This window comes from Pseudomonas sp. I3-I5, assembly GCF_022699445.1.
Taxonomy (GTDB): Bacteria; Pseudomonadota; Gammaproteobacteria; order Pseudomonadales; family Pseudomonadaceae; genus Aquipseudomonas; species Aquipseudomonas fulva.
Map to the genome: position 1 here is coordinate 892665 of NZ_CP093940.1, position 12940 is coordinate 905604.

The window sequence follows — 12940 nt, forward strand, 5'->3', positions numbered from 1 at the left end:
GGTGCGCGCTTGGGTGAAACCCGTATGAATCATGGCGTTGCGCCGAACGCGCGACGCACTAAGGGAGAGATCCGCGGCAGGCCAGTTCACCTGCATAGGCAAGATCCCGCTCATTAGGGCGTAGACGTCGGCGAGTTTCCGCTTACGGTGCGTTGACGAATTCGTCCCGAACCAGCCCATGACGCTGCATTTTCTCGTTCAAGGTACGGCGGGGCATTTGCAGGTCCTGCATCACCGCCTTGATCTCACCGGCATGTTGGCGCAGTGAAGCACGCAGGCACTGCGCCTCGAATGCTTCCACGCGCTCAGCCAACGACTGCCCGGCAGGCGCCTGTTCTGGCATGGGCGAACCAAGTCCCAGCACGTGGCGCTCCGCCGCGTTGGCCAGTTCACGCACATTGCCTGGCCAATCATGGGTCAGCAGTTGAGCCAACTGCAGGCCCGACTGCGGCAGGGCCGTGCGGCCAATCCGGGACGCGGCTGCCTGTGCGAAATGCTCGAACAACAGGACGATGTCTTCCCGCCGTTCCCGCAGGGGCGGCAGGCGCAGCTCTGCAACGTTCAGGCGGTAGGCCAGGTCTTCGCGAAAACGTCCGGCCCGGGCTTCGTCGAACAGGTCGGGCTTGGTGGCGGCAATGATGCGCAGGTCTACGCGGATGCTCTGATTCGCACCCAGGCGCTCGATCTTCTGGTCCTGGATCACCCGCAGCAACTTGGCCTGTTGCGCCAGGGGCATGCTTTCGATTTCATCGAGAAAGACCGTGCCACCATCGGCATATTCCAGCCTGCCGATGCGTTTGCCCTGGGCGCCGGTGAAGGCGCCGCTTTCATGGCCGAACAGCTCGGCCTCGAACAAGGCTTCGGGAATGGCCGCGCAGTTGAGCGCAACGAAAGGTTTGCTGGCGCGTGGGCCAAAGTCGTGCAGGCAGCGGGCGACCTGCTCCTTGCCGCTGCCGGTTTCGCCGCGAATCAGCACGTTCACCGGCAACGCGGCCAAATCCAGTACCTGGCGGCGCAACTGCTGCATGCCTGGTGATACCCCAAGCAGCGTGGTTTCAAGGCGCGTCCTGAGGTCTGCCTGCTGATGCAGGCGTCGATTTTCCAGCACCAATTGGCGTTTTTCCAACGCCCGGCGAAGGCTGCCGAGCAGGTGCTGGGGGGTGAAGGGCTTTTCCAGGAAATCGTAGGCGCCGCTGCGCATGGCCTCGACCGCCATAGGCACGTCACCGTGACCGGTGAGCAGGATCACAGGCAGGTCCGGATCGTCGGCCTGCAGCCGTTCGAGCAGTTGCAGGCCGTCCATGCCAGGCATGCGCACATCGCTGATGATCACGCCTGGATAGTCCCGGCCAATGTGCACCAGGCCGTCCTCGGCACGGGCAAAGACCTGGACCTCGAAGCCCGACAGGCTCAGCCATTGCTCGACTGCCGTACGGATACTGGCTTCATCGTCTATGACCATCACTGAGTTCAACATGCAGGCTCCTGATCGCGAGGCAAGGTGATGCTCAGGCGCGCGCCGCCCGGTACGTTTTCGGCCAGCAGCTGCCCACCGGCGTCGTGCACGATGCCATAGGAGATCGCCAGGCCCAAGCCCAGGCCGTCCCCTACGGGCTTGGTGGTGAAGAAGGGGTCGAAGATCCTGGGCAGGTCCTCGGCCGCGATGCCGCCCCCCGAATCGAGCACGCTCAAGCGCCAGTGCTGCGCATCGGGCTCGATGCGGATTTCCAGGCGCCGGTAGCGCTTGTCTGCCATGGCGTCCAACGCGTTGCTCAGCAGGTTGATCAGCACCTGTTCCAAGCGGATGGCATCGCCGCGCACCCACGCCGGACGCGCCAGGTACAGGGCCAACTGCACGTCCAGGGCATGCAGGCGTGCCTGCAACAAATCCAGCGCCTGGTCGACCACGCCGGCCAAGTCCAGGCGCTCGCGCAAGCCACCGGGGCTGTTACGGGCAAACGTCTTCAAGTGCCCGGTCAGCGACGCCATGCGCGTCAACATCTGCTCCAGCGGCTCCAGGGCCTGGCGTGCCTCGTCGTAACGCCCGTGGTCCAGCAGCAGTTTCAGGGTTTCAAGCTGCATGCGCTGGGTCGTGAGGGGCTGGTTGATTTCGTGCGCCATGGCAGCGGACATCTGCCCCAGGGCAGCCAGCTTGGCCGTTTGCACCAGGCCTTCCTGAGCCGTGCGCAGCTCGCGGGTGCGCTCCTCGACCTGGCGCTCGAGCTCCTCGCGGCTGCGTTGGCGCAGGCGCGACAGGCGCAGGCGCTGGCTGACCAGCAAAGCAGCGAATACCAGGCTCAACCATACCGCTGCAGCACCCAGGCCAGCATTGCGCGCGTCGGTTCCGACCTGGGGCCTGCGCAGCAGGTGCAGGGTCCATTGCTCGCTTTCCAGCGGCAGGCTTTCCCACAGGAACTCGGTCTCGCCTTGCGGTGCCTGCACCCGGCTGAGTGTGCTGTTTTCAGCGAAACGCGTCAGCACCTGGTGCATCAGCGGTATCAGCGGGTGTTTGTCGTACTGGCGGGTCTGCGCCAGTTCGGCCCGGTCGGCGCCGTCCAGCGGGCGCAATTCCCGGTAGCGCCAGCCGTCCTGGTTGGCAATGAAGGTAATGCCACGGGCATCGCTGACCAGCAGGATGTCGCTGCCCTGGCGCCATTCTCGCTCGAGCTCGGGAAATTCCAGCTTGACCACCATGGCGCCGAGAAAACGGCCCTGTTCGTCATTCACCGCGCTGGACAGAAAGTAGCCAGGCACCCCGCTGGTCACGCCAACGGCATAGAAGCGGCCGTTACCCAGGCTACGGGTTTGCTTGAAATAAGGGCGAAAGCCGTAGTTGGAGCCCACGTAACTGGTTGGCAGCCGCCAGTTGCTGGCCGCCACGGCCAGCCCGTTGCGGTCGAGCAGTTCGAGGGTGGAGGAGTTGGCTGCACCGTTGATGCGCTCGAGTTTGCGGTTCAGGGCAGCCTGCGTTTGCTCCTGGACCGGGCCGCGCAACGCGTCGATCAGTTCCGGGTCCAGGGCCAGCACCGCTGGCAGGGCCCGATAGCGGTCGATGAGGGTGTGCAAGGCATTGGCGTACAGCCCCAGTTGCTGGCTGGCCCGGCGGGCGTCCGCCTCCATGGCCTGGCGTTTGGCCTGGTGCATGGCCCAACTGGCACAAAGCACGGTACCCAGCACGATCACCAGGGTGATCAGGCCCAGACGCAGGGCGCGAAAGGAAAAAGGCATTGGGAGCAGATCCGCATGGGTGGGGAAGGGGCCCGCTTTGGCGGAACCGGAGCGCTGCACCGCCGCTCCGGTCTGTCCGCGAAATGGCCGTCAAGGGTCGACACTTACAGCAGTTCAAAGCCCTGCTGTTGCACCGCCTCGGAATCCAGGCCCACCTGGACGTTGAAGGTCCCGGGCTCGGCAACGCGCTGCAGCTGGCCATTGTAGAACTTCAAGTCTTCTTCGCTGATGCTGAAGGTCACGGTCCGTGTTTCGCCGGGTTTGAGCATGAGCTTCTGGAAGTTCTTCAACTCCTTGACCGGGCGACTCATCGAGGCGGACACATCCTGCACGTACAGCTGAACCACCGTCTCGCCGGCCACCTTGCCGGTATTGCGCACCACGACGCTGGCTTGCAACGTGTCCCCGCGCTTGAGCTTGTTGCCTGAAAGCGCGAGCCCCGACAGTTCGAACGTGCTGTAGCTCAGGCCGTAGCCGAAAGGATACAGCGGCCCATTGGGTTCTTCGAAGTACTGCGAGGTGTAGTTGCCGGGTTTGCCAGGCGTGAACGGACGACCGATACGGGTGTGGTTGTAGTACATAGGAATCTGCCCGACCGAACGTGGGAACGTGATCGGTAGCTTGCCGGAGGGGTTGTAGTCGCCGAACAGCACGTCGGCGATGGCGTTACCGCCTTCGGTACCGGCGAACCAGGTTTCGAGCAGGGCGTCGGCCTGCTCGCGCTCCCAGCCGATGGACAGCGGCCGGCCATTCATCAGTACCAGTACCAGCGGTTTACCGGTGGCCTTCAAGGCCTCGATCAACGCGCGCTGGTTGGCCGGCACCTGCAGCGAAGTGCGGCTGGAAGATTCATGGGACATGCCGCGCGATTCGCCGACCACGGCCACGACCACATCCGCCTGCTGCGCGGCCTTGACCGCTTCGTCGTTGAGCACTGCAGGTGGTCGAGGGTCGTCGACGATTTCCGGCGCATCGAAGTTGAGGAAGTTCAGGTAGTCGAGAATGGCCTTGTCACCGGTGACGTTAGAGCCCTTGGCGTAGACCAGCTTGCCCTTGCCCTCGATGGCGCGGCGCAGCCCTTCGCGCACCGTGACCGAGTGGTTGGGCCGCCCGTCGGCCGCCCAGCTGCCCATCATGTCGATCGGTGCGTCGGCAAGGGGACCGACCAGGGCGATGGTGGCGTCTTTGCTCAGCGGCAGTGTCTGCTTGCGGTTTTCCAGCAGCACCAGGCTGCGGCGCGCCACGTCGCGCGCGGCGTCGCGGTGCAGGCGATCCTCGCCGTAGTAGTCCTTGAGGTCGTTCTGCGCCGCGCCGATGCGCACGTAGGGGTTCTTGAACAGGCCCATGTCGTACTTGGCGCCCAGCACTTCGCGTACGGCCTGATCCAGCTCCGCCTGGCTCACGTCGCCCGCCTTGAGCAACCCTGGTAGCTCTTCGCCGTACAAGGTGTCGTTCATGCTCATGTCGATGCCCGCCTTGATCGCGAGTTTGGCAGCCTCGCGACCGTCGCGCGCCACGCCATGGCGGATCAGCTCCTGGATGGCGCCATGATCGCTGATGGTAACGCCCTTGAACCCCCACTCCTTGCGCAGCACGTCGTTCATCAGCCAGGTGTTGGAGGTGGCCGGCACGCCGTTGATCGAGTTCAGCGCAACCATCACCCCACCGGCGCCGGCATCGATCGCAGCGCGGTAGGGCGGCAGGTAATCGTTGTACATCTTCGGCAGGCTCATATCGACCGTGTTGTAGTCACGCCCGCCTTCCACCGCGCCGTAAAGGGCGAAATGCTTGACGATGGCCATGATGCTGTCCGGGTTGGCCGGGCTGCTGCCCTGGAACGCGCGGACCATCACCTGGCCGATCTTCGCCGTCAGGTACGTGTCTTCGCCAAAGCCCTCGCTGGTGCGACCCCAGCGCGGATCCCGGGCGATGTCGACCATCGGCGCGAAGGTCATGTCCAGTGCGTCGGCAGCCGCTTCGATGGCCGCCGTGCGACCGACCTTGGCGACGGCGTCCATGTCCCAGGTGGCGGCCATGCCCAGGCCGATGGGGAAGATGGTGCGCTCGCCATGTACCGTGTCGTAGGCGAAGAACATCGGGATCTTCAACCGGCTGCGCATGGCCGCGTCCTGCATTGGCCGGTTTTCCGGTGCCGTGCGCGAGTTGAACGTGCCTCCGATGCGTCCGGCGGCGATCTGCTCGCGGATCTTCTCCCGGGGCATTTCGGGGCTGATGCTGATCAGGCGCAGCTGCCCGATTTTTTCGGCCTCGGTCATCTGGCTGATCAGATGGTCGATGAAGGCCTGTTTGTTCTCGAGCGGCGGCGCGGAAGTGGCGGCGACAGCCGCCTGGCTGACGAGGCCCATGGCCAGGCCCAGCAGAGACAGTTTCATCATGAATTCCGTAAGGGGGCCGATGCACGGTCAACGGTGACACACGCACGGGCGAAGTTTTCGGGCGGCTGTTGTTGTACGATTTGCACGCAGATCTTCCTGCGGCGGATTATGCCTGAATCCGTCGCGTGCTGACGAAGCCCCGTACACCGGGAAAACAACTATAAGAACGCTCACGAGAACACGGCATGACCCCGCTTGAACCCTACCACCAGCGTCAGCTCGCTGAAGCCATGGCCGGTGTTGGCCGGCGCACGGATGTCGCGTTGCTGGCAGTGCTCGCCCGCCGCGCCGATGATTACGCGTATTTCCCACTATTCTGGTCAGCCGTGCTGGCGCTGGCGCTGCCAGGCTTGCTGCACGGGGTGCTGGGCTGGCCCAGCGTGCGCGGCCTGATCGTCGCCAACGTGCTGCTGTTCGTAGGCCTGTGCGTGCTGTTGCGCAGCCCGCGCCTTGAACGCTTGACCGTACCGCGGGCCTGGCGCCGCTGGCGAGCGTCGCGTCTGGCCACTCGTCAATTTCTCGACCTTGGCGCTCAGGCCTTTACAGGTGCCGGATGCGTCATGATTTTCGTCAGCGAGGCCGAGCAGTACGCACGGTTGCTGATGGACAAGCAGGTCGCGCTTTGCCTTGATGACGCGGTGCGGGTCGCGCTCACTGACCGTCTAGCCAGCCAGGTTCGCCAAGGGCAAACCTTGCAGGGCATGATCGAGTGCGTCGAGGCGTGCGGCCTTCTCCTTGGCCAGCAGGCGCCACGCGCGCTTGCGTGCAGGCGTTTGCCCCAGCCGCTGGTAATCCTCGACTAACGCAACCCTGGCCGACTGCGCGGGGGTGTAGAATACGGCCCCCGCTATTGGAGGTACCGTTTGCCCATGTCTGCCCTTTCTACTCCACCGGATGCGCGCGTCCAGTTTCTCGACCTGCTTCGCACCGGCTTGCAGGGCAACACTGTGGTCAAGCTGGTCCTGGCGCGGCCTGTGGGCACCGACCCGACCCTGCAACGCATCATCGCCAAGCCCTTGCTGGTCAAGGGTCAGGCGAACCTGTCCCTGGTCTACCGTCACCAGACCCGCGATATCACCCGCAACCTGCCGCTCGATGATGCTCTGCAATGCATCGCCGAGCTGCTGCCAGAACATTTTCGCAACGCTCACCTGTTCGATGCAGAGGGTGAACTGCAATTGACCTTCAGCAAGAAGGGCAAGCCCATTCTGCAGCGTCATGGCGCCCAGGCGCCCCGGGAAACCGTTGGCAGCAACGGGCATGACCGCGAGAAAAAGCGCTACCTGGACATTGCCCGACCGTTTTTGCGTGACCTTGGCGTAACGGATGGCCAGGGCGCACTGATCCCTTCGATGTCGCGCAAGTGGAAGCAGATCAACAAGTTCATCGAGGTTTTCGACCACGCCCTGGCCAATGCGCCCTTGTCGAGCGAGCAGCGCTTGCGGGTGGCCGACTTCGGCTCGGGCAAGGGGTATCTGACCTTCGCCATGCACGATTACCTGCGCAATACGCTGGGCCGCGATGCCCAGGTAACGGGGGTGGAGCTGCGCCAGGACATGGTCGAGCTGTGCAACGCTGCCGCCGCGCGGCTCGAACACCCAGGGCTCGAGTTTCAATGCGGGGATGTGCGCAGCGTGGTGCCCGATGCCATCGAGGTGATGATCGCCCTGCACGCCTGCGACGTGGCGACCGACTACGCCATCCATACCGGCATCCGCTGCAACGCGGCGATCATCATGTGCTCACCGTGCTGCCACAAGCAGATCCGCCCGCAGTTGCACAGCCCAGGTCTGTTGCAGCCGATGCTGCAATATGGCCTGCACCTGGGCCAGCAGGCCGAAATGCTCACCGACAGTCTGCGCGCACTGTACCTGGAGGCCTGCGGCTACGAGACCAAGGTGTTCGAGTTCATATCGTTGGAGCACACCAACAAGAACAAGATGATCCTGGCCGTCAAGCGGCGCCAGCCAGCGGATCAGTCAGCCTTGCTGGAAAAGATAGAACAGCTCAAGGCGTTCTATGGCGTGAAGGCGCATTGCCTTGAAACGTTGCTGCGGGCGGATGGTTTGCTTTGAACCTGATGCGCTCCAGCCTTGGATATGCGCATCCTTGCTTCGCTGCTCATGAGCGCGTTCTGATGCTGCAGGCATGCTTGATCACTCAGCTTGAGCAATCAATTGCACAGTCGTGCTTGCCAGCCCCAGCGGATGCGTCTGGGCGTCGAAGAAGTGCAGGGCCGTGTCCGGCATGTCTTCGAAGCGGCTGGTGAAATGACGCTTCTGATTGATGACCGATGCCTCTCCCAATGGGCGTATGGCAATGGCCAGGTGGCTGGGCCGGGCTGAGCGAATGGCTTCGAGCAGGTGCCGGTCGTTGCTGTCCAGATGCTGGCCGAACAGGCACATGCCTTGGTGTTCACCGGCCAACTGGCCGAGGCTCCAGCTGAGGTAGTCCGAATGCCGGATGGCACGCAGTTTTTCGTCGCTGCGCTCTTCGTTGACGAACAGCGGCACTTCACCTGGCACATTCACGGCGAACCCTTCGAGCATTTCAGCGCTGCTTGCACTGCGTTGCCGGGTCGTGCCGTCAGGCAGCTTGAGCAGGTGCATGCCACCGTGCAGATGCAGCACGCGTGTGCCTTGGCTCGCCGTTCGGCGCACGTCGAAAAAACCCTGCTCGTCGAACAATTCGGCGAAGCCCTTCGGGTCGTGCTGCACGGCCCAGACCAGCAGCAGGTCATAGTTGCTGGTATAGACGTTGCGGTAGCCGCGCAGGGCCTGGTTGAGGGTGGTCAGGGCGGCTTCGGGCATGGCCGACCAGGGCATGTGCACGCTGCGCACGGCGTGGATCAGCGCCTCCTTGATGGAGTAATAGCGGTTAAGCGGCGCTGTCGAGTTGATGGCCAGCGCAGCGTTGGTGCGCACCGTAGTGTTGAGGGCGGTCAGCACCGGTTCGAAGAGCTCAGTGCCCAACGACTTGAACAAGGCCTGATCGCTGATGGCCAAGCCCTTTTTGCGCCCGGCCCGTTGCGCCTCCTCATACAGCGAGAAGTACCCGAACGGCTTCCAGAAGGCCCGGCTTGCGCCGTTGCCGACCAGTAGGGTTTCGCAGGGGTACTGGTCGGCAAGGTCTGACCAGGCGGGGAGAGTGGCGTCGAGTGCGGGCATGCTGAAGTCCGTAAAGCGGGATCCGGCAGACTTTACCACGCCAAGCCCAGGTCATGAGTGCGCCGTGCCAGAGCTGGCAGCGCCGTGTAGGGTGCATTGGTGAGGGTGAGGGCATCTGCAGGGGATTGAAAGTGAACACGAGCGGACTTCATTCCCTCCAAGGTATTGAGTGGTCACGGTGCAGTGCCTAGCCAGCACCGGCAACACCGACACGTAGATCGTCATGTCTTTACCTGAACAGGAGATCCCTCATGGACACCTATCATGTAAGCCCTGCCAACGACGGGTGGGAACTGAAGAAGGCAGGTGCTGCGCGTGCCTCGAAACACAGCGCGACCAAGCAAGAACTGGTGGGGTCGCTGGCCACCTTCTTTGAGGGCAAGACCGCCTCGGTGAAGATCCACAAGGCCGATGGCACCTTCGAGGAAGAGCGCACCTACCCACGTGCCGCTGACCCGCGGCGCACCAAGGGTTGATACCGATCAGCGCCGCGCTGCTTGGCATCGACATGCACCAGTGCCATGGGGGCGGCCTCTACAAGTGGTTGCTTGCAAGCTTTCTGATCGGCAAGCGCATTCGCGCCAGTGTCGCGGTCCAGGCCTATCAGCTACTGGTCGATACCCACGGCCTGGACACACCGGGCAAGCTGGCGAGGTGCCCGCATCACACGTTGGTGAAGCTGCTGGGTCAGGCCGGTTACGCACGCTACGACGAATCCACGGCCCGGCGGCTGCATCGGTTGGGCAAAGGGCTTGAAGCGGAAATGGACCACGTGCTGCTGGACGTCGCAGTGGACATGGCGCACGTAAACGCTTGGCTGCTGAGGTTTGAAGGCGTGGGGCCCAAGACGCTCGAGATTTTCATGCGGGAAGCGGCGCCGGTACTGCAGCATCAACGTGCGCAATGAGGATGGGCGGTAGAGGAAGCGTAAGCCATGTGAACGCTGGCTTGAAGGTGGAGCGGGTAGAGGGAATCGAACCCTCAACTAAAGCTTGGGAAGCTTTCGTTTTGCCACTAAACTATACCCGCATCTGAGCTGCACTTTTTACCAGAACGTTCGGCAAATTAGAAGCCCGCGTTATAAAAAAACGTCATTTCCCTCCGTTTTCCCGTGCTCCCCTCCATGCGCCTAAGGCTCGCCTACACGGCAGCGATTTCCTCGCGCGTGAGTTCACGGTATGCCCCTGGCGGCAGGTCCAGGTCCAGCGCGATGGCGCCCATGCGCTCCCGGTGCAGCTTGACCACCTTATTGTCGTAGAACCCGAACATGCGTTTGACCTGATGGTAGCGCCCTTCGACGATGGCGAGCCGGGCCAGGCGCGGCCCGAGGATCTGCAGGTCGGCCGGTTGGGTCGTCAGGTTTTCGAAAGCAAAGTGGAAACCCTCCTGAAACCGGGCCACGTAGTGCTCGCCGATCTCGTCCTGGGTTTCGACCAGGTAATGCTTGGGCAGCTTGGTGGTGGGTTGGGTCAGCCGCCGGGACCACTGGCCATCGTTGGTCAGGATCATCAGCCCGGTGGTATTGAAGTCCAGGCGCCCGGCAATATGCAGACCCTGCGCAAGCGCGTCGGGCAGCAAGTCCATGACGGTCGGATGCTGGGGGTCGTGGGTGGCGCTGACGCAACCGGCCGGCTTGTGCAGCATCAGGTAGCGTGGCGGGTGGCCCGCCTGCAGCACCTCATCGTCCAGCTCGACCCGGCTGAACGCCCGCACTTCCGTCAGCGGGTCGCTGGTTACCTGGCCATCGACGCGCACGCGACGTTGAGCCAGCATCAGGCGCGCATGCTGGCGGTTGCAGGTCGGCAGGTTGGCAAGAAAACGATCAAGGCGCATGGGTGAAACCAGCAGGCGATGCCAATTGGGCCTCGACGCCCGCGCAGCTTGGGCACAGGCAGGCACGGTCGCGCAGTTCGGCAGGCAGGGCCTGCAGCACGGCCGGGTCGATGCGCACACTGAAGCACCAGCAGGCCTGGGTGGCCTGGGCAGGGTCGGCCAGGGTGCACTGGTTAAGGGCACCGCAGGCGGGGCAGTGTTGATCGTCGTTCATATCAGGTTTCAGTGCAGACACGGTTGCGGCCAGCCTGTTTGGCACGATAGAGGGCGCCGTCGGCGCGGGTCAGGAGGGTATGCAATGTGTCGCCTGACTTCAGGTGGCTGACCCCGATGCTGGTGGTCAGGCGCAGCGGCTGGTCTTCGTAACTGAAGGTCAGTTGCTCGGCGCGGCGCCGGATCTTTTCGGCAGCCTCGTTCGCCTGGCAAGCATCGGCCTCACGCAGCAGCACGATGAACTCCTCGCCTCCCCAGCGGCAGAGTATATCGGACTGGCGAATGCTGCCTTGCAGGACATTGGCAAATTGGCGCAGCACTTCGTCGCCTGCCAGGTGACCATAGGTGTCGTTGAGCACTTTGAAGTGGTCCAGGTCGATCAGCAACGCCACCAGCGGACTGTTGTCACGCTGGGCCTCGCGCAGCGCCTGGGCGGCCAGCAGGTCGAAGCTGCGTCGGTTGGGCAGCCCGGTCAGGCTGTCGAGCGTGGCCAGGGCTTCGGTGCTGGCCTGGTGGCGGCGCACCATCGCATGCACCAGGGCCACCACCACGAGGGTGATCATGGCGCAGATCGCCAGGTTCAGGTACAGCGAATGACGAATCCGGTCCAGCGCCCCGGTCTCGCGCTTGTCCACCAGCAGGTACCAGTCCAGTTCCGGCAAGTGGCGTACGTTCAGAAAATGGCTGTGGCCTGCAAGGTCACGGTATTCATGACTGCCCTCGCCAGGCACCGGCTGGTGTGCGAGCACGCCGCCCAGGTCTGGGCTGTCGACCAGCGACTGGCCGACGCGCAGGCCCTGCGGGCCACCACCCGAGCCTGTCATCAACACCTTGCCCTGGGCGTCGACGAAAACCACGGATCGCTGATAGCGATGTTGGTACTGGTCGATCATCCTGACCACGGTCGAAACGCTCAGCCCTACCCCCGCAGCGCCGATGAAGCGCTCCTGATAGTCGTGCACCTTGTAGTTGATGAACACGGTGAGGTTGTCCTGGTTGGCCATGTCCAGATCTACATTGATCTCGTAAGGCGCTGCCTGGTCGCGCAGGCGGAAGTACCAGGCATCGCGCCAGGCCTGGGGCTGGACCTGCTTGAGCACGCCCTTGGCCTGGTAGTAGGTCAGCGTGCGTTCGGAGACGAAAAAGGACGTGAAGATGTCCTGCTTGCCCGTCACCTCGCCCAGGTAGCGGGTCATGCGCTGGGCGTCCTGCTCACCGGCCAGCACCCAGTCACGCAGGAAGGTGTCCTGGGCCATCATCGATGCGATCAGAACAGGGCGGATCAGGTCTTTCTGGATTTCCGAATAAACCGTGTCGGAAGTCAGGGGCAGTTCGGTATTGATGATGCCGTCACGTATGGCGCTGCGCGAGGAGAAATAACTCAGCAGCGACGTGGCGAGGAAACCGCAGGCCAGCAGCATCAGCAGGGCGGCGATTAACGAACGCTGCGATGACGGAGCGGAGCGTGAAGGCATGATCTTCCCATGATGTGTGCCGGGCCGCACATTCTAGTGTTCCGGGCACTAAATGACTGCAAGATTTTGTTCGGAAGCTGCAGCTGTATCAAATTATTACCAGTATGGCACTGCACGAGTTGGCGCTTGTCTGATTCCATGTCGATCAACGTGTTGTGCATCGACGCTCGGCAGCGTTCGCTGTGCGGGCACCTCAGCGGTCCGGGAGGCCGCCTATGTCCTATCGAATTCTGCTTGTGGCCCTGCTCGGGCTGACGCTTGGCGCCTGTGCGCCGTACGCTGGACGGTCGACCTACTACCGCTCCGACTATTACGTCACGGACCGGTATGTCTCGCCTGGCTACGCGCCCGGCTATTACCGCTACGGTCGTTATCCGGTGGCGCCACAACCGCGCTACTACTACCAACCGGTGCCTCGTTACCATGCGCCGCCCGGCTACCGACCGTTGCCGCCGCCCGACGTGCGCCGCTGGCACGGCAACCCGCGCTACGATTATGGTCATCGCCAGCGCTGGGACTACAGGCGTGACCGTGACCGGCACGACTACCGCAACGATGGCCCGCGCTATCAGGATGGAGGTCGACATCAAGGCGGCTGGGGTGACAGGCGTGGACGAGGACACTGATC

At 63.2% G+C, this 12940-nt stretch carries 12 protein-coding genes and 1 tRNA gene; 5 read left to right on the forward strand and 8 right to left on the reverse strand.

Going from position 1 to position 12940, the window contains the following annotated elements; all coding sequences use genetic code 11:
* Positions 1-142 precede the first annotated feature (142 nt).
* The 3 genes from MOP87_RS03975 to bglX form a co-directional block, all read right to left on the reverse strand.
* Positions 143-1477, reverse strand: coding sequence for a sigma-54 dependent transcriptional regulator (locus tag MOP87_RS03975; protein WP_027914551.1), 1335 nt, complete (start codon positions 1475-1477; stop codon positions 143-145).
* The gene (locus MOP87_RS03980) at positions 1471-3228 is read right to left on the reverse strand and encodes an ATP-binding protein (RefSeq protein ID WP_049696481.1); all 1758 of its coding nucleotides are present in this window, start codon (positions 3226-3228) and stop codon (positions 1471-1473) included. Before MOP87_RS03980 ends, MOP87_RS03975 begins: the two co-directional genes overlap by 7 nt.
* Positions 3229-3332: 104 nt before the next feature.
* On the reverse strand, positions 3333-5624 hold the full coding sequence (gene bglX, locus MOP87_RS03985) for a beta-glucosidase BglX (protein WP_242810149.1): 2292 nt from the start codon (positions 5622-5624) through the stop codon (positions 3333-3335).
* Positions 5625-5809: 185 nt separating this feature from the next.
* Here bglX and MOP87_RS03990 point away from each other — a divergent pair, with 185 nt between their 5' ends.
* Together MOP87_RS03990 and MOP87_RS03995 are read left to right on the forward strand one after the other, a co-directional pair.
* Positions 5810-6427 carry a membrane protein gene (locus tag MOP87_RS03990; RefSeq protein ID WP_028687224.1) on the forward strand — a complete coding sequence of 206 codons (618 nt, stop codon included), beginning with the start codon at positions 5810-5812 and terminating at the stop codon, positions 6425-6427.
* Between the two features lie 66 nt (positions 6428-6493).
* Positions 6494-7699, forward strand: coding sequence for an SAM-dependent methyltransferase (locus MOP87_RS03995; RefSeq protein WP_242810150.1), 1206 nt, complete (start codon positions 6494-6496; stop codon positions 7697-7699).
* An 81-nt stretch (positions 7700-7780) separates the two neighbouring features.
* Here the strand turns inward: MOP87_RS03995 and MOP87_RS04000 are convergent, their stop codons facing one another.
* Positions 7781-8791, reverse strand: coding sequence for a DUF4917 family protein (locus MOP87_RS04000; RefSeq protein ID WP_242810151.1), 1011 nt, complete (start codon positions 8789-8791; stop codon positions 7781-7783).
* Positions 8792-9042: 251 nt separating this feature from the next.
* Here MOP87_RS04000 and MOP87_RS04005 point away from each other — a divergent pair, with 251 nt between their 5' ends.
* Positions 9043-9267, forward strand: a complete 225-nt coding sequence (locus MOP87_RS04005) for a DUF2188 domain-containing protein (RefSeq protein WP_128610797.1) — start codon at positions 9043-9045, stop codon at positions 9265-9267.
* Positions 9264-9698, forward strand: coding sequence for a DNA methylase (locus MOP87_RS04010; protein ID WP_242810152.1), 435 nt, complete (start codon positions 9264-9266; stop codon positions 9696-9698). Before MOP87_RS04005 ends, MOP87_RS04010 begins: the two co-directional genes overlap by 4 nt.
* Positions 9699-9746: 48 nt before the next feature.
* Here the strand turns inward: MOP87_RS04010 and MOP87_RS04015 are convergent.
* The 4 genes from MOP87_RS04015 to MOP87_RS04030 form a co-directional block, all read right to left on the reverse strand.
* Positions 9747-9820: transfer RNA gene (locus MOP87_RS04015), tRNA-Gly, on the reverse strand.
* Positions 9821-9931: 111 nt separating this feature from the next.
* A complete protein-coding gene (locus MOP87_RS04020) occupies positions 9932-10624 on the reverse strand; it encodes a pseudouridine synthase (RefSeq protein WP_027914559.1) in 693 nt (230 codons plus the stop codon).
* Complete coding sequence (locus MOP87_RS04025) at positions 10614-10838, reverse strand: cysteine-rich CWC family protein (protein WP_027914560.1); 225 nt, start codon at positions 10836-10838, stop codon at positions 10614-10616. Before MOP87_RS04025 ends, MOP87_RS04020 begins: the two co-directional genes overlap by 11 nt.
* A gap of 1 nt (position 10839) precedes the next feature.
* Entirely contained in the window at positions 10840-12312 is a 1473-nt protein-coding gene (locus MOP87_RS04030; RefSeq protein WP_110607282.1) for a diguanylate cyclase, read from the reverse strand.
* Positions 12313-12527: 215 nt separating this feature from the next.
* Between MOP87_RS04030 and MOP87_RS04035 the strand changes: the two genes are divergently transcribed.
* Positions 12528-12938 carry a hypothetical protein gene (locus MOP87_RS04035; protein WP_027914562.1) on the forward strand — a complete coding sequence of 137 codons (411 nt, stop codon included), beginning with the start codon at positions 12528-12530 and terminating at the stop codon, positions 12936-12938.
* Positions 12939-12940 lie beyond the last annotated feature (2 nt).